Here is a 22422-nt window from a genome sequence, read left to right on the forward strand (position 1 = left end):
TGCGGGCCAGCACCACGTGGTCAGGGGCGCGGGGAACTGCGCGAGGAGCGCCCACGACCGGCACTCGACCGCCAAGCTCTCAAGGGGCGCGGGGAACCGCGCCAACCGAGCTGAAGCCCCCGTGCGGGCCAGCACCACGTGGTCAGGGGCGCGGGGAACTGCGCGAGGAGCGCCCACGACCGGCACTCGACCGCCAAGCTCTCAAGGGGCGCGGGGAACTGCGCCAACCGGGCCGGAGCCCCCGTGCGGGCCAGCACCACGTGCGAGGGGAACTGCGCGAGCGCCCAGCCGCAGGGGCGCACCCGAAAGCGAGCCCCACCCGGCGGACCCCGTTGAACCACTACTTAGGTTAGGCTAACCTAAGTTCGAGTTCACGCCCCCAGGAGGCCCCGCATGCGTTCCCATCTGCTCAACGACACGACCGCGGAGCACTACCGCCGCTCCGTGACCGAGGGAGTCGAGCGGGTGGCCCGCAAACTCGCCGCGACGCGGCGGCCGTTCACCGGCGTCGGCGTCGACGACCTCGCCCCGCTCATCGACGGCATCGACCTCGACCGCCCCCTCGGTGACGCCTCCGCCGTGCTCGACGAACTCGAAGACGTCTACCTCCGCGACGCCGTCTACTTCCACCACCCCCGCTACCTCGCCCACCTCAACTGCCCCGTCGTCATCCCGGCCGTACTGGGCGAGGCGGTGCTCTCCGCCGTCAACTCCTCCCTCGACACCTGGGACCAGAGCGCGGGCGGCACCCTCATCGAGCGCCGCCTCATCGACTGGACCGCGTCCCGGATCGGGCTCGGGCCCGCCGCCGACGGCGTGTTCACCAGCGGTGGCACCCAGTCCAACCTCCAGTCGCTGCTGCTGGCCCGCGAGGAGGCCAAGACCACCGACCTCGCCCGGCTGCGCGTCTTCGCGTCCGAGTGCAGCCACTTCAGCGTGCAGAAGTCCGCCCAACTGCTCGGCATGGGACGGGACGCGGTCGTCCCCGTCCCCACCGACCACACCAAGCGCATGCAGACCGTCGCGCTGGCCCGCGCCCTTGAGCACTGCGTCGAGGAGGGCAACGTCCCCATGGCGGTCGTCGCCACCGCCGGCACCACCGACTTCGGCTCCATCGACCCGCTGCCGGGCATCGCCGAGCTCTGCGCCCAGTACGGCGCCTGGATGCATGTCGACGCCGCCTACGGGTGCGGCCTGCTCGCCTCGCCCACCCCGGCCCGCCGCGCCCTGCTCGACGGCATCGAGCGCGCCGACTCGGTCACCGTCGACTACCACAAGTCCTTCTTCCAGCCGGTGAGTTCGAGCGCCGTCCTGGTCCGCGACGGCGCAACCCTGCGCCACGCCACGTACCACGCCGACTACCTCAACCCGCGCCGGGCCGCCGAGGAGCGCATCCCCAACCAGGTGGACAAGTCGCTCCAGACCACCCGCCGCTTCGACGCCCTCAAACTGTGGATGACCCTGCGCACCATGGGCGCCGACGGCATCGGCTCGCTCTTCGACGAGGTGTGCGAACTCGCCGACGAGGGCTGGCGGTTGCTCACCGCCGATCCGCGTTACGACGTGGTCGTGCGGCCCTCGCTCTCCACCCTCGTCTTCCGCTACATCCCCGCCGCCGTCACCTCGCCCGCCGAGATCGACCGCGCCAACCTCTACGCCCGCAAGGCGCTCTTCGCGTCCGGCGAGGCCGTCGTCGCCGGGACCAAGTCCGGCGGCCGCCAGTACCTGAAGTTCACCCTGCTCAACCCCGAGACGAGCGTCGAGGACATCGCCGCCGTACTCGATCTGATCGCCGGCCACGCCGAGCAGTACCTGGGAGAGAACCTTGTCCACGCGTCCTGAAACCCCCGGCACGTCCGAGGCGTACGACTTCATCGGGATCGGGCTCGGCCCCTTCAACCTCGGCCTCGCCTGCCTGGCCGAACCCATCGAGGAGCTGAACGGGCTCTTCCTCGAAACCAAGCCGGACTTCGAGTGGCACTCGGGGATGTTCCTCGAGGGCGCCCACCTCCAGACGCCCTTCCTGTCCGACCTGGTCACCCTCGCCGACCCGACCTCGCCCTACTCCTTCCTCAACTACCTGAAGGAATCAGGGCGGTTGTACTCGTTCTACATCCGCGAGAACTTCTATCCGCTGCGTACCGAGTACAACGACTACTGCCGCTGGGCCGCCGCGAAACTGAGCTCCGTCCGGTTCAACCAGACCGTCGCCTCCGTGACGTACGAGGAGACCAGCGAGACGTATCTGGTCACGACCACCACCGGCGAGGTCTTCCGCGCCCGCCGGCTCGTGCTGGGCACCGGCACCCCGCCGCACCTTCCCGAGCCCTGCCGAGGCCTGGGCGGCGACCTCCTGCACAACTCCCGTTACTTGGAGCACAAGGAGAGCCTGCTGAAGAAGAGGTCGATCACCCTGGTCGGCTCGGGGCAGTCCGCCGCCGAGATCTACTACGACCTGCTGAGCGAGATCGACGTCCACGGCTACCAGCTGAACTGGGTGACGCGCTCCCCGCGCTTCTTCCCGCTCGAATACACCAAGCTCACTCTGGAGATGACCTCCCCGGAGTACATCGACTACTTCCACGCCCTGCCCGAAGCCACCCGCTACCGTCTGGAGACGGCGCAGAAGGGGCTGTTCAAGGGCATCGACTCGGAGCTGATCGACGCCATCTTCGATCTGCTCTACCAGAAGAACCTCAAGGGTCCGGTGCCGACCCGACTGCTCACCAACTCCGCTCTGAACACGGCCAGTTACGACTCCGCCACGGGTACGTACACGCTCGGTCTGCGCCAGGAGGAGCAGGAGAAGGACTACACGCTCAGCACCGAGGGCCTGGTGCTCGCCACGGGCTACCAGTACGCCGAGCCGGAGTTCCTTGCCCCCATCGCGGGCCGGCTGCGGCGCGACGGGCGCGGCCGCTTCGACGTGGCCCGCAACTACTCCATCGACACCACCGGGCGCGGCGTCTTCCTCCAGAACGCCGGCGTGCACACCCACTCGATCACCTCGCCCGACCTCGGCATGGGCGCCTACCGCAACGCGTACATCATCGGCGAACTGCTCGGCCGCGCCCACTACCCGGTCGAGAAGTCCATCGCCTTCCAGGAGTTCGCCATATGAGCACCCCCGCCTCCGGCACCCCCGCCCCCGGCACCCACAGCGCCGACGCCCCCGCCATCGGCCCCTTCGCCTTCCGGCCGCTCGACCCCGCCGCCGACGCCGAGCTGGTGCACGCCTGGGTGACGCACCCCAAGTCGGCGTTCTGGCTGATGCAGGACGCAAGGCTCCAGGACGTCGAGCGCGAGTACAGGGCGATCGCGGCCCACCCCCACCACCACGCCCTGATCGGGCTGCACCGGGGCGAGCCCGCGTTCCTCATGGAGCACTACGACCCCTCGCGCGTCGAGCTCGTCGGCCTGTACGAACCCCGGCCGGGCGATGTCGGCATGCACTTCCTCGTCGCCCCCACCGACACCCCGGTGCACGGCTTCACGCGGGCCGTCATCACCGCCGTGATGGAGCACCTGTTCGCCGACCCGGCCACCGAGCGTGTCGTGGTCGAACCCGATGTGCGCAACACGGCGGTGCACGCGCTGAACGCGGCCGTCGGCTTCGAGGCCGCCGGGCGGATCACCAAGCCCGAGAAGGACGCCCTGTTGTCCTTCTGCACCCGAGAGCAGTTCCGTACGGCCCGAGCCGGAGAGGCCCCAGCACGATGACCACCGATACCGACACCGACACTGCCCCCGCCGGCCTCACGGTCCCCCACCTCACCCCCGCCCGGTGGGCCGAGGCGGGCCGGCAGCTGATCCGCAAGGCGCTCGCCGAGTTCGCGCACGAGCGCCTGCTCACCCCCGAGCCGCTGGGCGACCACCCGCCCGTTGCCGGCCCCGCCCGGCCGGGTGAGACCTCCTACCGCGTGCGCGCCGATGCGGGAACCGTCGAGTACCGCTTCACCGCCTCCCGGCTCGCCCTCGACCACTGGCACATCCGGCCCGAGTCGATCTCGCGGCACGACGCGAGCGGCCAACTCCCCCTGGACGCCCTGGACTTCTTTCTCGACCTGCGCTCCTCGCTCGGCCTGAGCGAGGACATCCTGCCGGTGTACCTGGAGGAGATCTCCTCCACGCTCGCGGGCACGGCGTACAAACTCACCAAGGAGCCGGTCACCTCCGCCGAGCTGGCCCGCGCCGGTTTCCAGGCCATCGAGACCGGCATGACCGAGGGCCACCCCTGCTTCGTCGCCAACAACGGCCGGCTCGGTTTCGGCGCCCACGAGTACCTGGCGTACGCCCCCGAGACCGCGAGCCCGGTCCGGCTGATCTGGCTCGCCGCCCGCCGCGACCGCGCCACCTTCACCGCGGGCGCCGGCCTGGACCACGAGAGCCTGATGCGCGCCGAACTCGGCCCCGCGACGCTCGACCGGTTCGCCGCCCAACTGGAGGCACGCGGGCTGGCGTCGGACGACTACCTGCTGCTGCCCGTGCATCCCTGGCAGTGGCGGAACAAGCTGTCGGTCACCTTCGCCGCCGAGGTCGCCCAGGAGCGCCTTGTGCTGCTCGGCGAGGGCGACGACGACTACCTGGCCCAGCAGTCCATCCGTACCTTCTTCAACACCAGCGACCCGGCCAAGCACTACGTCAAGACCGCGCTCTCGGTGCTCAACATGGGCTTCATGCGCGGGCTCTCGGCCGCGTACATGGAGGCGACGCCCGCGATCAACGACTGGCTCGCGGGGGTGATCGCCGCCGACGAGACGTTCCGCGCCGCTCGGTTCTCGATCATCCGTGAGCGCGCCGCGATCGGCTACCGCCACGAGCAGTACGAGCGGGCCACCGACCGCTACTCGCCCTACCGCAAGATGCTGGCCGCGCTGTGGCGCGAGAGCCCGGTGCCCTCGCTCGCGCCCGGCGAGCGCCTGGCCACGATGGCCTCGCTGCTGCACACCGATCACGAGGGCGCCTCGTTCGCCGGGGCCCTGATCGCCGAGTCCGCGCTGTCCCCCGCGCAGTGGCTGCGCCGCTATCTGGACGCCTACCTCGTGCCGGTCCTGCACTCCTTCTACGCCTACGACCTGGTCTTCATGCCGCACGGCGAGAACGTGATCCTGGTGCTCGGCGAGGACGGCACGGTCACGCGGGCGGTCTTCAAGGACATCGCCGAGGAGATCGCGGTGATGGACCCGCACGCCGTGCTGCCCCCCGAGGTGGAGCGGATCCGGGCCGACGTGCCCGACGACCTGAAGCTGCTCTCCGTCTTCACGGACGTCTTCGACTGCTTCCTGCGGTTCTTGAACGCGGCGCTCGTCACCGAGGGCGTCCTGGAGGAGACGGAGTTCTGGGGGACGGTCGCCGACTGCGTGCGCGCCTACCAGGACTCCAAGCCCGAGCTGGCCGACCGCTTCGAGCGGTACGACCTGTTCACGCCGGACTTCGCGCTGTCCTGCCTGAACCGCCTCCAGCTGCGCGACAACAAGCAGATGGTCGACCTCGCCGACCCGGCGGGCGCCCTCCAGCTGGTGGGGACCCTGCGCAACCCCATCGCCGCCTGACACGGCGGTGGGGGGGGCGGGCCAGGCCGCCCCCCGCACCGCGCGGGTGCAACGGACCTCAGACCCAGGGCACCAGCGGCGAGCGGTAGAAGCCGATGCCGAGCGCCGACATCCTGGGGCCCTGCTGCGCCAGGCGCACCTTGTAGGACGCCCAGTCGTGCGTGGCCGCGGGCGACCAGCCGATCTCGGCGATCGACTGGAGCCGGGGGAAGGCCATGTACTCGATCTGGGCGCTGGTGCTCAGCGTCTCCGACCAGACCGGCGCCTCCACGCCGAGCACGGCGCCGGCGGGCACGCCGCGCACGAAGGTGTCCGGGTCCCAGGCGTAGGACTTGTCGACGTCGACGTAGCCGGCCCAGTTGGTGCCCAGCTTCGTCTTCGCGTCGTACTTCATGTCGAGATAGGCGCGGTTGGCCGGCGACATCACCAGGCGGGTGCCGGCTCGCGCGGCCGCCGCCACGTCCGCCTCGTCACCGGTGGTGCCCCAGTACTGGGCGACCGCCCCCGGCGCCGGTGTGGCGTCGACGATCTGGTGCCAGGCCATCACCGTCTTGCCGTACGTGCGCACGACGGGCTGGGCCCGGTCCATGAAGGTGGCGTAGTCCTCCTTGGAGGTGGACTGCGCCTCGTCGCCGCCGATGTGGACATAGCGTCCCGGCGTCATGGCGGCGATCTCGCGCACCACGTCGTCGTAGAAGGCGTACGTCACGTCCTTGGGCACGCACAGCGAGCTGAAGCCGACGTGGGTGCCGGTGTAGAGCGGGGGCGCGACGCCGTCGCAGTTGAGCTCGGCATAGGAGGCTAGCGCCGCGTTGATGTGTCCGGGGGCGTCGATCTCGGGCACGACCTCCATGTAGCGCGAGGCGGCGTGGTCGAGGATCGCCCGGTAGTCGGCCTTGGTGTAGTAGCCGCCCTTGCCGCCGCCGACCTGGGTCTGGCCGCCGTAGGTGGCGAGCCTGGGCCAGGAGTCGATGGCGATGCGCCAGCCCTGGTCGTCGCTGAGGTGCAGATGCAGTTCGTTGATCTTGTATAGGGCGAGCTGGTCGATGTACCGCTCGACCTGGGCGACGGTGAAGAAGTGCCGCGAGACGTCGATCATCGCGCCCCGGTAGGCATAGCGCGGCGCGTCGGTGATCGAGCCGCCGGCGATCTGCCAGGGCCCGGCCTGCCTGGACTTCTTCTCCACGTTGGCGGGCAGCAGCTGGCGCAGGGTCTGTACGCCGTGGAAGAGCCCGGCCGGGGTGTTGGCCGCGATGGTGACGGAGGCCTGGGTGGAGGTGAGGCGGTAGCCCTCGTCGCCCAGGGTCCCCTCGTCGGCGTCGCCGGCGTCGAGCAGCAGACGGATGCCGGTGTTGCCGCGGGCGGTGGTGACGGGCAGGGCGTACCCGGTCGAGGGACGCAGGATGTCCGCCAGGTAGGCGCCGATCCGCTGGGCCTCGGGTGAGCCGGGGGTGACGCCGATCCGGGTGGCGGAGCCGATGGTGTAGGGGGAGCCGCCGGGCGAGGTGTCGGCGGGGGCGGGCACGATCTGGCCCAGCGGGCGGGGCGCGGCCGCCGAGGCGGGGGCCGCCGATGATCCGATGCTGGTGAGCCCGGCGGCCGACACCAGGACCAGCGAGCCGAGGAGCCGGGCGAATGTCCTGCGCTGTCTCTGTCTCACAAGCGGTTCCCTTCCAAGGGCGCACGCAGCTGTGGGGGCCGAGCAACCGAACCCTTCCCATGGGACCCGGCGATCCCGGCCGGGTCAAGGTGCCAACCGGCCGGTGGGCAGGGCGGGGCGGGGCGCACCGGGGACGTCCGTAAGTCGATCATCACCCGGTCGCTCGGTGGAAGAATCCTGTCATGGCGGAAATCATCCAGAAGGACGGCACGTGGACGTTCGACGGCTCCACGCTGCGGATCGTGCCGGGCAGCGACAAGTCGGTCGGCCTGCTGCGCAGGACGCTCGGGGAGATAGCCCTGCCCCTGACGGCGCTCGCGGGCATCGCGTACGAGCCGGGGCGCAAGAGCGGGCGGCTCAGGCTGCGCCTGCGGGACGGCGCGTGTCCATTGACGCAGGTCACCGCGGGCAAGCTGCCCGAAGGCTCGGACCCGTACGTCCTGGCGGTGGAGCCGCGGTCGGCGGGGGTGGCCGAATACATGGTGGACGAGGTGCGCAACGCGCTGCTGCTCGACGAGGTGCCGGACGGCCCGGTCGACGCCTATCTCCTGCCGGGGCCCGCGCTGCCGATGACGGTGGGCGCGGGGGATGGCACGGTCAGCTTCGACGGGCGCACGGTGCGGCTGGAGTGGACCTGGCACACCGATGACAAGAAGACGGCGGCCGGGCCGGTCAGTCTGGACCTGGACGACCTCACGGCGGTGCACTGGCAGCCCGCGCGGGGTCTGGCCGACGGCCATCTGCGCTTCGTGACCACGCCGAACGCGCCGCGCCTCGCCCCTGGCAGCGACCCGCTCGCGGTCGAGTTGAACGGCTTCAAGAAGGACCCGCTGATGGCGCTGCTCGCCTCGGCCGTGGTGGTCCGGATGCCTCATCCGGGCGCCCCGCAACGGCAGTTGGAGGCCGCCGCACCGGCCAAGGCGCTGGAGGCGCCGCCCGCCGCGCCCGCCGAGGACCACGACGCCCTGCTGCGCCGGCTGCGGGAGCTGGGCGAGCTGCGGCAGAGCGGGGTCCTGACGGAGGAGGAGTTCACGCTGGCCAAGCAGGCGGTCCTGAAGCGGCTGTGAGACGGCCGGCCAGGGGACTGCGGGACGTCGCGCCGCGGGACCGGGGGCGGCAGCCCGACGCAGGACCACGGGGCGGCCGGCCGCAGGACCGTCGGGCGTCCGGGCCGACCGTGCCCCGGGATCGCTCCTGGTCCAGACCAGGGGCGTGATCATGGAGATCCTGCCCGGAATCGGGCAGGATTCTTGCGTATGGCCTCGCCAGCCCGCAATATCGACGGGTGCTCGAACGCCGCAACCCGTCGTCCCATGACGACCTCGTAGATCATCTGGTGCGCAGCACCGCGCTCCAGCGCGGTGAGGCGGCCCGGGTGATTCTCGAAGTGCTGGCGTACTTCGACGAGACGTGCGAGGAATTCGTGCGCCGGCGCCACCGGGAACTTCAGTCCGGCGGCGCGGTCAACGCGGAGATCTTCGAGCGGATCGCGGCCGAGCTGCCGCACCGCGCCGTGGCGCCACCGGAGCTCTCGCTCCGGCAGCTGCGCCGCATCGTCTACGGCTGACACGCCAACGGGCGCGGCCGGGCACACAGGAACGTTGTACGTTGATGGAGGGGCAGAGACTTTATGTGCGGAATCGTCGGTTATATCGGTAAGCGTGATGTGGCTCCGCTGCTGCTGGAAGGCCTGGCGCGGCTGGAGTACCGGGGTTACGACTCCGCGGGCATGGTCGTCAACACCCCCAAGTCCGGGGCCCTGAAGATGGTCAAGGCCAAGGGCCGCGTCCGTGACCTGGAGGCCCGCGTCCCCAAGCGCTTCGCCGGCACCACGGGCATCGCCCACACCCGCTGGGCCACCCACGGCGCCCCCTCCGACGTGAACTCGCACCCGCACCTCGACCCCGAGAACAAGGTCGCCGTCGTCCACAACGGCATCGTGGACAACGCCGCCGACCTGCGCGGCAAGCTGGAGGCCGAGGGCGTCGTCTTCGCCTCGGAGACCGACACCGAGGTCATCACCCACCTCATCGCCCGCTCCCCGGCCGACTCCCTCGAGGAGAAGGTCCGCGAGGCGCTGAAGGTCATCGAGGGCACCTACGGCATCGCCGTGATGCACGCCGACTTCGCCGACCGCATCGTGGTGGCCCGCAACGGCTCCCCGGTCATCCTCGGCATCGGCGAGAAGGAGATGCTGGTCGCCTCCGACGTGGCCGCGCTCATCGCCCACACCCGCCAGGTCGTCACCCTCAACGACGGCGAGATGGCGACCCTGAAGGCCGACGACTTCCGGACGTACACCACCTCGGGCACGGTCACCAACGCCACCCCCGAGACCGTCGAGTGGGAGGCCGCCTCCTTCGACATGGGCGGCCACGACACGTACATGCACAAGGAGATGAGCGAGCAGGCCGAGGCCGTCGACCGGGTCCTGCGCGGCCGCATCGACGACCGGTTCTCCACCGTGCACCTCGGCGGCCTGAACCTGGACGCCCGCGAGGCGCGCGGGGTGCGCCGGATCAAGATCCTCGGCTGCGGCACCTCCTACCACGCGGGTCTGATCGGCGCCGGCCTCATCGAGGAGCTGGCCCGCATCCCCGCCGACGCCGAGCCGGCCTCGGAGTTCCGCTACCGCAACCCGGTCGTGGACCCCGACACCCTCTACATCGCGGTCTCGCAGTCGGGTGAGACCTACGACGTGCTTGCGGCGGTGCAGGAGCTCAAGCGCAAGGGCGCCCGCGTCCTCGGCGTCGTGAACGTGGTCGGCTCCGCGATCGCCCGCGAGGCCGACGGCGGCACCTACGTGCACGCGGGCCCCGAGGTCTGCGTCGTCTCGACCAAGTGCTTCACCAACACCGTCGTCGCCTTCGCGCTGCTCGCCCTGCACCTCGGCCGCATCCGCGACCTGTCGGTCGCCGACGGCAAGCGGATCATCGAGGGCCTGCGCAAGCTGCCCGGCCAGATCGAGGAGATCCTGGCCATGGAGCCGGAGATCGAGAAGCTGGCCCAGGAGTACGCCGGCGCCCAGTCGATGATGTTCATCGGACGTGTGCGCGGCTACCCGGTCGCCCTGGAGGCCTCCCTGAAGCTCAAGGAGATCTCCTACATCCACGCCGAGGCCTACCCCGCCTCCGAGCTCAAGCACGGCCCGCTCGCGCTCATCGAGCCCGCGCTGCCGACGGTCGCGATCGTCCCCGACGACGACCTCCTGGAGAAGAACCGCGCCGCCCTCGAGGAGATCAAGGCCCGCAGCGGCCGCATCCTCGCGGTCGCGCACCAGAACCAGGAGAAGGCCGACCACACCATCGTCGTGCCGAAGAACGAGGACGAGCTCGACCCGATCCTCATGGGCATCCCGCTCCAGCTCTTCGCGTACCACACGGCGCTCGCGATGGGCCGCGACATCGACAAGCCGCGCAACCTGGCGAAGTCCGTCACGGTCGAGTAGCCGAGGCACAGGTCGTACGCACCGTACGCACCGCACACTCCATGAGGGCGGCCCCCGCGCATGAGCGGGGGCCGCCCTCGCGCGTGCCGGTGCCACGTGGATTCACTTGCGGGGCAAGGAGCTTGACACCCCGTCAGCCAATACGCCGGTTCACGGAATGACGACGACGGGGCGCTGGGCGCGCCGGGCGAGGCGCCCCGCGACCGAGCCGAAGATCCGTCCGACCAGGCCGTGCGTGGAGCCGACTACGATCGCGTCCGCCGCGTACTCGCGACCGACTTCTTCCAGTTCGTGGCAGATGTCCCCGCCGCGCTCCACCAGGATCCAGGGGACCTCGGCGAGGTAGTCGGCGCAGGCCAGTTCGAGGCCGAGCACTTCCGTGCGGTGGTCGGGGACGTCCACGAAGACCGGTGGCTCGCAGCCCGCCCACACGGTGGTGGGCAGCCGGTTGGCCACATGGACGATGATCAGCCCGGAGCCCGAGCGCCTGGCCATGCCGATGGCGTACGCGAGAGCCCGTTCACTGGAGGTCGAGCCGTCGAAGCCGACGACGACGCCGTGACGGAACGCGGGATCGCAGGAATGACGTGGTTCTGTCGCCGCTTGGAGGTCCGACGTGGGGTCGGCTACCTGCTTGCGGTCCGCTGGTTCGGAGAATTCGTGACCGGCCATGGGTGTCTCGGCGAAAGAGGTCCTCAGTCGAGGGACAAGGGGGAAGCAGGGGACTGACGTGCAACAACGAGTCGGCGGCGTAGCGGTGTCCCGGGGGGAGCCGTGTCCGGGAATCATCTTCCCAACCCCATACCCCCAAGGGTACGGCGACACTCCTTCCCGGCCCGAAGACGCCGAACCTTCTCGGCGTTCCCCGGAGCATGCACGAGCCCGCCCCGGATGGCAATGCCCGGTGCCCTTTACAGCCGTCCCCGGCGCCCCACCGCCCGCACCGGCGGCCGGCCCCCCGCGGATGATCTTCCAGTGACCGGAGCAGCCGCTTCCGCGTTAGGCAGGCGATCACCCCGACCCCGATCAGGAAGCACCTCCCGTGCCCCCTCCCCCGGTCGTCCGCCCCTCCGCCCCCGCCGCGCCGACCCGGACCGGGCGTCATGCGCGTGGACCCTCGCGCGCGGCTGAAACCGTACGTACCAACCGGTCCGTGAACGCCAAACTACTCTGGTCCCCTGTCGAGGGTTCCGCGTCGGATCCGGCGGGCGATGTCGTGCGCTGGGCGGCGTTCAGCTGTCTGCTCGTACCCGTGGTTCTCGTCGTCTACGGGTCCTCGTTCGCGGGCGCGGCAGGCTCCGCGATCGGCCTGATGGCCGTGACAGCGGTGTGCCGGCTGCTGTTGCGCCGGTCCGAGCGCGCGGCCGCCGACGGGCGGGGCGAGGTGCCGCCCGCGACGTCAGGGCGAGCCGGCCGGGCGTCGGCGGGAGGGCGTCGAGGAGGGCGTCACGGGGGAGGCTGTACACCCGGAAGGTAGCTCGATCGCACACCTGGACCCGTATGTTTTCGGCCAACTTCCCGGGGTGGCGTATTCCTTGGCGATATGGCCTGCCAACCCCCTTGTCACCAGGGAGGAAAGGACTATTGCGGCCTCTGGCACCATACGGGTACGGGCCATCCCCCGGAGGCGCACTTCCCCTGCACGGCCCACGAGTGAAACGCTCGTGATCGAAAGCTTCGCGCCAAGTTGCCTTGTCGACATAGCGCTGGGTGCCGGACTTGTCACGCCGGCGCCACGGGACGCAGTAGATTCGATCATGCGTATCGAAGGCTGGGGACTCGTGCAAAACCGAGGGGAAAAGTGCAGGAGCGACAGGCCCGACAAGAACGGGGAGCCGCGAACACCGAGGGGGGCTTAGCGCCATGAGCCAGGACTCCGCTGCCGCATCACCGGAGACCGCAAGGAAGCTGGCCGGCCGCCGACGCCGGGAGGTTGTCGCCGTACTGCTGTTCAGCGGCGGCCCTATCTTCGAAAGTTCCATTCCGCTCTCCGTATTCGGGATCGACCGACAGGACGCGGGAGTACCGCGTTACAGGCTGCTGGTGTGTGCCGGTGAGGAAGGACCCCTGCGGACCACAGGGGGACTCGAACTCACCGCGCCCTACGGCCTGGAAGCCATCAGCAGGGCGGGAACGGTGGTGGTGCCCGCGTGGCGCTCCATCACCTCGCCGCCCCCCGCCGCCGCGCTCGAAGCGCTGCGCCGGGCACACGAGGAAGGGGCAAGGATCGTCGGGCTGTGCACCGGCGCGTTCGTGCTCGCCGCGGCCGGTCTGCTCGACGGCCGCCCGGCGACGACGCACTGGATGTACGCGCCGACACTGGCCAAGCGGTATCCATCGGTCCATGTGGACCCGAGGGAGCTCTTCGTCGACGACGGGGACGTGCTCACCTCGGCCGGGACCGCGGCCGGAATCGACCTCTGCCTGCACATCGTGCGGACGGACCACGGCAGTGAGGCGGCCGGAGCACTGGCCCGCCGGCTCGTCGTGCCGCCGCGCCGCAGTGGCGGGCAGGAGCGCTATCTGGACAGGTCTTTACCAGAGGAGATCGGCTCCGACCCGCTGGCCGAGGTCGTCGCCTGGGCGCTGGAACACCTCCACGAGCAGTTCGACGTGGAGACCCTGGCCGCGCGGGCGTACATGAGCCGCCGCACCTTCGACCGCCGGTTCCGCTCGCTGACCGGGTCGGCCCCGCTCCAGTGGCTGATCACTCAGCGGGTGCTCCAGGCCCAGCGTCTCCTGGAGACGTCGGACTACTCGGTGGACGAGGTCGCGGGCCGCTGCGGCTTCCGTTCGCCGGTCGCGCTGCGCGGGCACTTCCGCCGCCAGCTCGGCTCGTCCCCGGCCTCCTACCGGGCGGCCTACCGGGCGAGGCGTCCCCAGCCGGAACCGAACGGAGGTCCCGTCGCGGTGGCCCTGCCGGCCCCCGTGCCGGAGACCGTGCCGCCCCAGGCGCTTCCCCAGGTCCGGCGGACGGCGGCGGCCAGCGCGGTGATGGGTCCTTCCGCCACCTCGCACACCGGGCCGGAGCCGGGAAAACCCAGCTCCGATCTGTACGCCTCCGGGTACGCCGGTGGCCGTCCGAGTCTGCCCGGCCAGCGGAGCGCCCCGTAGGGTAAGACACATGAACGACCGCATGGTGTGGATCGACTGCGAGATGACCGGGCTCTCGCTGGCGGACGACGCACTCATCGAGGTGGCCGCGCTGGTCACCGACTCGGAGCTGAACGTACTGGGCGAAGGGGTGGACATCGTGATCCGTCCCCCCGACGCCGCGCTGGAGACCATGCCGGAGGTGGTGCGCACCATGCACACCGCCTCCGGGCTCCTCGACGAGCTGGCCGGCGGCACCACGCTGGCCGACGCCGAGGAGCAGGTCCTGGCGTACGTACGTGAACACGTCAAGGAGCCGGGCAGGGCGCCGCTCTGCGGGAACTCGGTCGGCACCGACCGGGGCTTTTTGCTGCGGGACATGCCGAGCCTGGAGTCCCACCTCCACTACCGGATCGTGGACGTCTCCTCCGTGAAGGAGCTCGCCCGCCGCTGGTATCCGCGGGCGTACTTCAACAGCCCGGACAAGAACGGCAACCACCGGGCGCTCGCGGACATCCGCGAATCCATCGCGGAGCTCCGCTACTACCGGGAGGCGGTCTTCGTCCCGCAGCCCGGCCCGGATTCCGACACCGCGAAGGCCATCGCGGCGAAGTACGTCCTGCCTGCGCAGTAGCCCCGCGCGGGGGGTCGGGGAGGGTGCCTCGAAACATGTGCGCGAGCACCCTCCCAGACCCTGTACACTTTTTCTCGGCCGGTAGGGAAGCCCCCAGGGACTTCCCAAGACCACAACAGTCCGGTCACGCATGGTGGGTATAGCTCAGCTGGTAGAGCACCTGGTTGTGGTCCAGGATGTCGCGGGTTCGAGTCCCGTTACTCACCCTGAACGAAGAGGGCCCGGATCGTGAAAACGATCCGGGCCCTCTTCGCGTTCCGAGGGGCGGGGTGCCCGGGGAGCGCCCGGCGGGGTGCGGGCCTTCGCTATGACGACGCCCGCACCACCAGTTCCGTGGGCAGGACCAGGCCGCGGCGGGTGGGTTCGGTGGCGGTGATCTCGGTGAGGAGGAGTTCGGCCATCGCGCGGCCCATGTCCTCGATCGGCTGGCGCACGCTCGTCAGGGGCGGGTCCATGTGGCGGGCGATCGCGGAGTCGTCGAAGCCGACCAGGGCCGTGTCCTCGGGGACGCGGCGGCCGTGGTCGCGCAGGACCTGGCGGGCGCCGGAGGCCATGACGTCGGACGCGGCGAACACGGCGTCCAGGTCCGGGGAGCGGGTCAGGAGTTCGGCCATCGCGCGGCGCCCGCCCTCCTCGGTGAAGTCGGCGTGGGCGACGCACTCGCGCAGGCCCGCGTCCGCGAGCGCGGCCCGGTAGCCGTCGAGGCGGCGGCGGGCCCCGTACACGTCCTGCGGGCCCGCGATCGTGGCTATGCCGCGCCGGCCCCGCGCGAGGAGGTGGGCGACCGCGCCGCGCGCCCCCTCGAAGTTGTCGGAGTCGACCGAGGCGAGGGGTTCGTCCTCGCGGCGGCGGCCGCTGATGACCACGGGGATGCCCAGCTGCCGCAAGAGTTCGGGCAGCGGGTCGTCGGCGTGGACGGAGACGAGCAACACCCCGTCCACCCGGTGGGCGCCCAGGTACTGGGCCAGGCGGCGGCGCTCGCGGTCGTCGCCGACCAGGGTCAGCAGCAGCTGCATCTCGGTGCCGGCGAGCGCCGCGCCCACTCCGCGCACGATGTCGGAGAAGTACGGCTCGGCGAAGAAGCGGGCCTCGGGCTCGGGAACGACCAGGGCGATCGCGTCGGCGCGGTTGGCGGCGAGCGCGCGGGCCGCCCGGTTGGGTACGTAACCAAGCTCGGCGACGGCGGCCTCCACGGCGGCGCGGGTCTCCTCGCTGACCCGGGGCGAACCGTTGATCACCCGGGACACCGTGCCCCGGCCGACCCCGGCCCTTGCCGCCACTTCTTCGAGCGTGGGCCGCCCCGCGCCCCGGCCCCTGACCGTACGAGCTGTCGCCACGTCTGCCTCCCCCACTCGCGCAACTCCGGTGAAAGTAACAGCCCCGGCCGCGCGGGGAACCCCATGAGCCGCCCTCGCGCGGTCCCTTGACAGCCCAACAGCGAGCCGCGACCCTTCAACACATCACGGCTGGGAGCGCTCCCACAGTAGTAGGCCAGTACACCTTTCGCATCCCTTCCGCCCGCGCCGACCGCCCCAAGGGGCTTGGCCCGGACGACAGTTGGAGGAAGCACATGCGCACGCGTACACGTATGTCCAGACGCCTCGCCGCGCTCGCGGCCGTGGCCGCCCTCGGCACCGGGCTGCTCACCGGGTGCGCCGACGACGGCGCGGGGGCGGGCGGTGAGGGCCCGACGGCGGGCGGCGGGGGCGGGGGCGGCGCGAAGACCACCCTCACCGTCGGCGTCTTCGGCGCGTTCGGCCTGAAGGAGGCCGGCCTCTACGACGCGTACATGAAGCTCCACCCCGACATCGAGATCAAGCAGACCTCGATCGAGCGGAACGAGAACTACTACCCCCAGCTGCTCACCCACCTAGGCTCCGGCAGCGGCCTCGCCGACATCCAGGCCGTCGAGGTCAGCAACATCGCCGAGATCACCGCCACCCAGAGCGGCAAGCTGGAGGACCTGTCCAAGGCGCCCGGCGTGAACAAGGGCGACTTCCTGCCGTGGAAGTGGTCCGAGGCCACCGCCAAGGACAACAGGACGGTGGGGCTCGGCACCGACACCGGCCCCACCGGCATCTGCTACCGCAAGGACCTGTTCGCCAAGGCCGGGCTGCCCACCGACCGCGACGCCGTGGGCAAGCTGTGGGCGGGCGACTGGAACAAGTACCTGGAGGTGGGGCGCCAGTTCAAGGCGAAGGTCCCCTCGGGCCCCGCCTTCGTGGACTCCGCGTCGGGCGTACTGAACTCGATCACCGGGTCCAGCGCCACCCGCTACTACGACGCCGACGGCAAAGTCGTCTACAAGTCGAACCCGGCCATCAAGGAGGCCTGGACCACCGCGACCGCGTTCGCCACCGACGGGCTCACCGCCAGACTCCAGCAGTTCCAGCCGACCTGGGACCAGGGCTTCGCCAACGCCGCCTTCGCCACCGTCTCCTGCCCGGCGTGGATGCTCGGCTACATCCAGGACAAGGCGGGCGCCCCGGGCAAGGACCAGTGGGACGTGGCCGCCGCCCCCAAGCCGTCCAACTGGGGCGGCTCCTTCCTGACCGTGCCCTCGGCCGGCCGGCACAAGGCCGAGGCCGCCAAACTCGCCGCGTGGCTGACCGCCCCCGCCCAGCAGGCCACCCTGTTCGAAAAGCGCGGCAGCTTCCCGAGCGCCAAGGCCGCCTACGCGCTGCCCGCCGTCGCCGACGCCAAGCACGCCTACTTCGGCGGCGCGCCCATCGGCCAGATCTTCGCGAAGGCCGCCGAGGGCACCCCGGTGCAGATCCTCGGCCCGAAGGACCAGATCATCCAGCAGAACCTCACCGACATCGGCATGCTCCAGGTCGAGCAGAAGGGCAAGACGCCGCAGCAGGGCTGGGACGCCGCCGTCAAGGCGATCGACAACGCCCTGGACCAGTGACGATGGCGAGCGACACCACGGCCGCCGTGCCCTCCCCCACTCCCGGGCAGGAGGGCACGGCCCCCGGCCGGGCCGACGCCGACGAGCGCCGCAGCCGCCGCTACCGGCGCGACACGCGCTGGAGTCCCTACGCGTTCATCGCGCCCTTCTTCGTCTTCTTCGCCGCCTTCGGCCTCTTCCCGCTCCTCTACACGGGCTGGGCCTCGCTGCACCAGGTCGAGCTGACCGCCCCCGACACCATGACGTGGGTGGGCCTGCGCAACTTCTCACGGCTGCTGTCCGACGACTTCTTCTGGAACGCGCTGCGCAACACCTTCACCATCGGCCTGCTGTCCACCGTGCCGCAGCTGCTCATCGCGCTGGGCGTCGCGCATCTGCTCAACTACAAGCTGCGCGGCTCGATGTTCTTCCGGGTCGCCGTCCTCACCCCGTACGCCACCAGCGTGGCGGCGGCGACCCTGGTGTTCGTGCTGCTCTTCGGACGCGACTACGGGATGGTCAACTGGGCGCTCGGGCTCGTCGGGTTCGGCCATGTGGACTGGCAGAACGGCACCTGGACCTCCCAGCTCGCCGTCTCCACCATCGTCGTCTGGCGCTGGACCGGCTACAACGCGCTGATCTACCTCGCCGCGATGCAGGCCGTGCCCGCCGACCTGTACGAGTCCGCCGCCCTCGACGGCGCCTCGCGCTGGCAGCAGTTCCGCCATGTGACGATCCCGTCCCTGCGCCCGACGATCCTGTTCACCGCGGTCGTCTCCACCATCGGCGCCACCCAGCTGTTCGGCGAGCCGCTGCTCTTCAACGGGGCGGCGGGCGCCACCGGCGGCTCGGACCACCAGTTCCAGACGCTCGGCCTGTATCTGTACGAACAGGGCTGGGTGAACCTGCACCTCGGGCGGGCCTCGGCGATCGCCTGGGCGATGTTCCTGATCCTGCTCCTCATCGGCGCGGTGAACTGGCTCGTCTCCCGCAAACTGCGTAAGGGGATGACCAGTTGAGGGCCCAGCGCGCCGGCCGCCAGCTCCACGGCGGCCGCCTCACCTACGCCGTACTGACCGTGTTCACCGCCGGATCCCTCTTCCCGCTGATCTGGACGGCGGTGGCCGCCTCCCGCACCAACACCCGGCTCGCCCAGACACCACCGCCGTTCTGGTTCGGCGGGAACCTGTTCCGGAACCTCAAGATCGCCTGGACCGACGCCAACATGGGCACGGCCCTGCTCAACACGACGATCGTGGCGGGGTGTGTCGCGGCCGGCACGGTGTTCTTCTCCACGCTGGCCGGCTTCGCCTTCGCCAAGCTGCGTTTCCGCTTCAAGAACCTGCTGCTGACCCTGGTGGTCTCCACGATGATGGTGCCGCCGCAGCTCAGCGTCGTACCGCTGTACATGATGGTGGCCAAGCTGTCCTGGACCGACCAGCTCCAGGCGGTCATCCTGCCCACCCTGGTCAGCGCGTTCGGGGTGTTCTTCATGCGGCAGTACCTCGTGGGGGCGCTGCCCACCGAGCTGATCGAGGCGGCCCGGGTGGACGGGGCGAGCAGCTGGCGGGTGGTGTGGCACATCGTGTTCCCCGTCGCCCGGCCCGCGATGGCGGTGCTCGGGATGCTGACGTTCGTCATGGCGTGGAACGACTTCTTCTGGCCGGTCATCGCGCTGACCCAGAACGGCAGCCCCACCGTCCAGGTGGCCCTGACGGGGCTCGGCCGGGGTTACATCCCGGACCAGTCGGTCATCATGGCCGGCGCCCTGCTCGGCACGCTGCCGCTGCTTGTCGCGTTCGTGGTGTTCGGGCGGCAGATCGTGGGCGGGATCATGCAGGGCGCGGTCAAGGGGTAGCCCCGGGGCTCTGATCTTCTGAGCCACCTGAGCCACCTGGGCCTCCTGGGCCACCTGGGCCACCTGGGCCACCTGGGCCTCCTGGGCCTCCTGGGCCACCTGGGCCACCTGGGCCACCTGGGCCACCTGGGCCTCCTGGCCCCGGCCCCTCAGCCCCCCCTGGCCCCCTGAGCCCTCCGGGCCCTCTGATCCCCCTCAACCTCTCCACCTCTCCACCTCTCCACCTCTCCGCCCCTTCGCCCCTCCGCCCCTTCGCCCCAAGTCCCCTCGCCCCTCCGCTCGTTGGGAGTACCGCATGTCCGACCGCTTTCCGCCCGGGTTCCTCTGGGGCGCCGCCACCTCCGCCTACCAGATCGAGGGGGCGGTACGGAAGGACGGCCGCACCCCCTCCATCTGGGACACCTTCAGCCACACCCCGGGCCGGACCGCCGGCGGCGACACCGGGGACGTGGCCGTGGACCACTACCACCGGATGCGCGAGGACGTCGCCCTCATGGCGGACCTCGGCCTCACCTCCTACCGCTTCTCCGTCTCCTGGTCCCGGGTGCAGCCCACCGGGCGCGGTCCCGCCGCCCAGGCCGGCCTCGACTTCTACCGGCGCCTGGTCGACGAACTGCTCGACCACGGCATCGCGCCCGCGCTCACCCTCTACCACTGGGACCTGCCGCAGGAGCTGGAGACCGGGTCCTCCAGCGGCTCCGCCGCGGGCGGCGGCTGGCCCGCCCGCGACACGGCGGCCCGTTTCGCCGAGTACGCGGCGCTCGTCGGGGCCGCGCTCGGCGACCGGGTCGAGCGGTGGATCACCCTCAACGAGCCCTGGTGCAGCGCCTTTTTGGGGTACGCGTCCGGCGTGCACGCCCCCGGACGCACGGACCCGGTCGCAGCCCTGCGCGCCGCCCACCACCTCAACCTGGCCCATGGGCAGGCGACTTCGGCCCTGCGCGCGGTGATGCCGGCCCGCAACCAGATCGCGGTGAGCCTCAACTCGGCCGTCGTCAGGCCGCTTTCGCGGGACCCGGAGGACCTGGAGGCGGCACGCAGGATCGACGACCTGGCCAACGGGATCTTCCACGGCCCGATGCTGCACGGCGCCTACCCGAGCCGGCTGTTCGCCGACACGGCGTCCGTCACCGACTGGTCCTTCGTGCACGACGGCGACGTACGCGCCATCCACCAGCCGCTCGACGCGCTCGGACTCAACTACTACACGACGTCCCTGGTGTCGGCGGCCGCACCCGGCCACGCGGGCGCCCGGGCCGACGGCCACGGCGCCAGCGCCCATTCGTGCTGGCCCGGCGCCGACTCCGTCGCCTTCCACCAGCCGCCGGGCGAGCGGACGGCGATGGGCTGGAGCATCGACCCGACGGGCCTGTACGACCTGCTGCTGCGCTACACCCAGGAGGCCCCGGGGCTCCCGCTCCTGGTCACCGAGAACGGCGCGGCCTGCGAGGACAAGCCGGGCCCCGACGGCACCGTGCACGACCCGGACCGCATTCACTACCTGCGCGGACACCTCGCGGCGGTGCGCCGGGCGATGGAGGCGGGCGCGGACGTACGGGGTTACTACCTGTGGTCCCTGATGGACAACTTCGAGTGGTCGTACGGGTACGGCAAGCGGTTCGGCGCGGTGTACGTGGACTACGAGACCCTGACCCGCACCCCGAAGTCGAGCGCCCACTGGTACGCACGGGTGGCCCGGACCGGGGAGCTGCCCGAGGTGCCCGGGGGGTCCGAGGTGTGAGGGGCGGCGCACCGCGTGGGGCTTGAACCTCACGTGGCGTGAGGACGCACAGTGGGGGCATGACCGCTTCCACCTGGAAGGTGGGTCCGCTGGCCGAGACCGGCGGGCTCACCGTTCGTACCCTGCACCACTGGGACAGCATCGGGCTGCTGTCGCCGTCGCGGCGCACGCCGGCCGGGCACCGCGAGTACACCGAGGACGACGTCGCCCGGCTCTACCAGATCCTCGCCCTGCGCGGCCTCGGGCTCGGACTCGACACCATCGCCGTCTGCCTGGACGCCGGGGTCGATCCCACCCGGATCCTGCGCGACCACCGCGCGAGCGTCGAGGCCCACATCGCCGCGCTCACCGTCCTGCGGGACCGGCTCGCGCGCATCGAGCGGGAGGTCGCGGACGGCGGGGCGCCGACCACGGACGCGGTCCTGGCCGCTGTGCGCGCCACCGGCGTCGCGGGCCCCGGCGCCGACGAGGCGGTACGCCGCCATCTGGACGACGACCAGCTGCGGGCGCTCGGCGTCCACGGCGCGGCAGCGGGGCCTGCCGCGCATTATCTCCTGGAGGTCGAGTGGCCCGAACTGTACCGGCGGGCCGAGGAGTTGAGGACGTCGGGCGCCCCGCCGGCCGATCCCCGCGTACGCGCCCTGGCGGCCCGGATGGACGAGCTGAGCGCGCTGTTCGGCGGCGGCGACACGGCGATCGCGTCGGGCGTGCGGGCCGCGTGGCGCGAGGACCCGGCGGCCCTGTCCGGTGACGCCTCGGCCCGGCCCGGTCAGTGGGACGGCCTCACGGCGTACCTGGACGCGGCGAGAGAGGGGGCCGGACAGTGAGGGGGGCGTGGGCGTGGAGGGAGCGCGGGCGCCGCGTGGGGCGGGCGCCCGCGTTGAACGCGTACTCACTGGTGCCGTTCCTGCTGATCACCGTGCCGCTGGTGTGCGTGCTCGCGGGGTTCGGGGTGATCGGGTGGGATGTGGTCCTGGGGGTGGCGGGCGCGGTGGGTGTGCTCGCGGTGGTGGTGCGGGCGGGATCGAAGGCGCGCCCGCGTTGAGGGCGCCCCGGCCGGCGTGGAGGATGGCGTCGGCCGCGTCGGGCCGGCTCCCGGACAGGGAGACCACCTCGGTGCACTGCCGGTGCGCGCACCCTGACGGGCGTTCGGGCGCAAGGAGGAACGCCAACGAATGCCCGGATAAGAATCTTGTAAACAATCGCGCTGGGGGCGTGTCGGCGGAGAAAGCGGGGGCATTCGCTGGCTCGGAGGTTGATAACCATGGTTCCCCTGCTTCTCGTTCTTCTGCTGGCTCTGATCCTGTTCGGCGCGGGCTTCGCACTCAAGGCCCTGTGGTGGATCGCGATCATCGTGCTCGTCGTCTGGCTCGTCGGCTTCGTCGCCCGCCCCAAGGGAGGAAGCGGCCGCTGGTACCGCTGGTAGGCCGGCCTCAATCGATCATCAGGTGGGTGCCCCGCGCTTCGGCGCGGGGCACCCACCTGTTTGCCACGTCCCGTTACGCAGAGGGCGGGAGTCATCACGTTCCGAATCGCGGGTACGGGC

General features: G+C 71.0%; 19 protein-coding genes and 1 tRNA gene. 17 read left to right on the plus strand and 3 right to left on the minus strand.

The annotated features are described in order from the left end of the window. The first annotated feature begins 393 nt into the window (after positions 1–393). The 4 genes from ACFYM2_RS19420 to ACFYM2_RS19435 are packed head-to-tail and all read left to right on the plus strand — an operon-like array spanning position 394 to position 5552. Positions 394–1842, plus strand: a complete 1449-nt coding sequence (locus tag ACFYM2_RS19420) for an aspartate aminotransferase family protein (protein WP_358995103.1) — start codon at positions 394–396, stop codon at positions 1840–1842. Continuing rightward, positions 1826–3121, plus strand: a complete 1296-nt coding sequence (locus tag ACFYM2_RS19425; protein WP_388837550.1) for a lysine N(6)-hydroxylase/L-ornithine N(5)-oxygenase family protein — start codon at positions 1826–1828, stop codon at positions 3119–3121. The genes ACFYM2_RS19420 and ACFYM2_RS19425 overlap by 17 nt, the downstream gene beginning before the upstream one ends. Then, positions 3118–3720, plus strand: coding sequence for a GNAT family N-acetyltransferase (locus tag ACFYM2_RS19430; protein WP_358995109.1), 603 nt, complete (start codon positions 3118–3120; stop codon positions 3718–3720). The genes ACFYM2_RS19425 and ACFYM2_RS19430 overlap by 4 nt, the downstream gene beginning before the upstream one ends. Then, a complete protein-coding gene (locus ACFYM2_RS19435) occupies positions 3717–5552 on the plus strand; it encodes an IucA/IucC family protein (RefSeq protein ID WP_388837553.1) in 1836 nt (611 codons plus the stop codon). The genes ACFYM2_RS19430 and ACFYM2_RS19435 overlap by 4 nt, the downstream gene beginning before the upstream one ends. A gap of 58 nt (positions 5553–5610) precedes the next feature. Here the strand turns inward: ACFYM2_RS19435 and ACFYM2_RS19440 are convergent, their stop codons facing one another. Further along, on the minus strand, positions 5611–7212 hold the full coding sequence (locus ACFYM2_RS19440; protein ID WP_358995115.1) for a beta-N-acetylhexosaminidase: 1602 nt from the start codon (positions 7210–7212) through the stop codon (positions 5611–5613). A gap of 182 nt (positions 7213–7394) precedes the next feature. On the opposite strand from ACFYM2_RS19440, the gene ACFYM2_RS19445 reads away from it, so the two are divergent. The 3 genes from ACFYM2_RS19445 to glmS all read left to right on the plus strand — a co-directional run bounded on the left by ACFYM2_RS19445 (position 7395) and on the right by glmS (position 10660). After that, a complete protein-coding gene (locus ACFYM2_RS19445) occupies positions 7395–8279 on the plus strand; it encodes a DUF4429 domain-containing protein (RefSeq protein WP_358995117.1) in 885 nt (294 codons plus the stop codon). Positions 8280–8497: 218 nt separating this feature from the next. After that, positions 8498–8779 (plus strand): hypothetical protein, encoded by a 282-nt coding sequence (locus ACFYM2_RS19450; RefSeq protein WP_358995120.1) that lies wholly within the window; start codon positions 8498–8500, stop codon positions 8777–8779. Positions 8780–8842: 63 nt separating this feature from the next. Further along, the gene (gene glmS / locus ACFYM2_RS19455; protein ID WP_358995123.1) at positions 8843–10660 is read left to right on the plus strand and encodes a glutamine--fructose-6-phosphate transaminase (isomerizing); all 1818 of its coding nucleotides are present in this window, start codon (positions 8843–8845) and stop codon (positions 10658–10660) included. 150 nt (positions 10661–10810) lie between these two features. On the opposite strand, the gene ACFYM2_RS19460 is transcribed toward glmS, so the two are convergent. Continuing rightward, positions 10811–11332, minus strand: a complete 522-nt coding sequence (locus tag ACFYM2_RS19460) for a universal stress protein (RefSeq protein ID WP_350230516.1) — start codon at positions 11330–11332, stop codon at positions 10811–10813. A gap of 1191 nt (positions 11333–12523) precedes the next feature. Between ACFYM2_RS19460 and ACFYM2_RS19465 the strand changes: the two genes are divergently transcribed. The 3 genes from ACFYM2_RS19465 (at position 12524) to ACFYM2_RS19475 (ending at position 14593) form a co-directional block, all read left to right on the plus strand. Then, positions 12524–13774 carry a helix-turn-helix domain-containing protein gene (locus ACFYM2_RS19465; RefSeq protein ID WP_350230518.1) on the plus strand — a complete coding sequence of 417 codons (1251 nt, stop codon included), beginning with the start codon at positions 12524–12526 and terminating at the stop codon, positions 13772–13774. A gap of 10 nt (positions 13775–13784) precedes the next feature. Further along, entirely contained in the window at positions 13785–14387 is a 603-nt protein-coding gene (orn, locus tag ACFYM2_RS19470; protein ID WP_350230519.1) for an oligoribonuclease, read from the plus strand. A gap of 133 nt (positions 14388–14520) precedes the next feature. Further along, positions 14521–14593: transfer RNA gene (locus tag ACFYM2_RS19475), tRNA-His, on the plus strand. A gap of 99 nt (positions 14594–14692) precedes the next feature. Here ACFYM2_RS19475 and ACFYM2_RS19480 read toward each other — a convergent pair. Next, positions 14693–15724, minus strand: coding sequence for a LacI family DNA-binding transcriptional regulator (locus ACFYM2_RS19480; RefSeq protein WP_358995128.1), 1032 nt, complete (start codon positions 15722–15724; stop codon positions 14693–14695). A gap of 251 nt (positions 15725–15975) precedes the next feature. On the opposite strand from ACFYM2_RS19480, the gene ACFYM2_RS19485 reads away from it, so the two are divergent. From ACFYM2_RS19485 to ACFYM2_RS19515, 7 genes are all read left to right on the plus strand, one after another. Next, positions 15976–17298, plus strand: a complete 1323-nt coding sequence (locus ACFYM2_RS19485) for an extracellular solute-binding protein (protein WP_388837562.1) — start codon at positions 15976–15978, stop codon at positions 17296–17298. Between the two features lie 2 nt (positions 17299–17300). After that, on the plus strand, positions 17301–18296 hold the full coding sequence (locus tag ACFYM2_RS19490) for a carbohydrate ABC transporter permease (RefSeq protein WP_388455466.1): 996 nt from the start codon (positions 17301–17303) through the stop codon (positions 18294–18296). Further along, a complete protein-coding gene (locus ACFYM2_RS19495) occupies positions 18293–19135 on the plus strand; it encodes a carbohydrate ABC transporter permease (protein WP_358995137.1) in 843 nt (280 codons plus the stop codon). Before ACFYM2_RS19490 ends, ACFYM2_RS19495 begins: the two co-directional genes overlap by 4 nt. 295 nt (positions 19136–19430) lie before the next feature. Next, the gene (locus ACFYM2_RS19500) at positions 19431–20876 is read left to right on the plus strand and encodes a GH1 family beta-glucosidase (protein WP_388837565.1); all 1446 of its coding nucleotides are present in this window, start codon (positions 19431–19433) and stop codon (positions 20874–20876) included. A 59-nt stretch (positions 20877–20935) separates the two neighbouring features. Then, positions 20936–21703 (plus strand): MerR family transcriptional regulator, encoded by a 768-nt coding sequence (locus ACFYM2_RS19505; protein WP_388837568.1) that lies wholly within the window; start codon positions 20936–20938, stop codon positions 21701–21703. A gap of 35 nt (positions 21704–21738) precedes the next feature. Further along, a complete protein-coding gene (locus ACFYM2_RS19510; RefSeq protein ID WP_358995146.1) occupies positions 21739–21921 on the plus strand; it encodes a hypothetical protein in 183 nt (60 codons plus the stop codon). A gap of 219 nt (positions 21922–22140) precedes the next feature. Beyond that, the gene (locus ACFYM2_RS19515) at positions 22141–22302 is read left to right on the plus strand and encodes a hydrophobic protein (RefSeq protein WP_100575597.1); all 162 of its coding nucleotides are present in this window, start codon (positions 22141–22143) and stop codon (positions 22300–22302) included. Positions 22303–22422: the final 120 nt, after the last annotated feature.

The organism is Streptomyces sp. NPDC006711 (assembly GCF_042869775.1).
Taxonomy (GTDB): domain Bacteria; phylum Actinomycetota; class Actinomycetes; order Streptomycetales; family Streptomycetaceae; genus Streptomyces.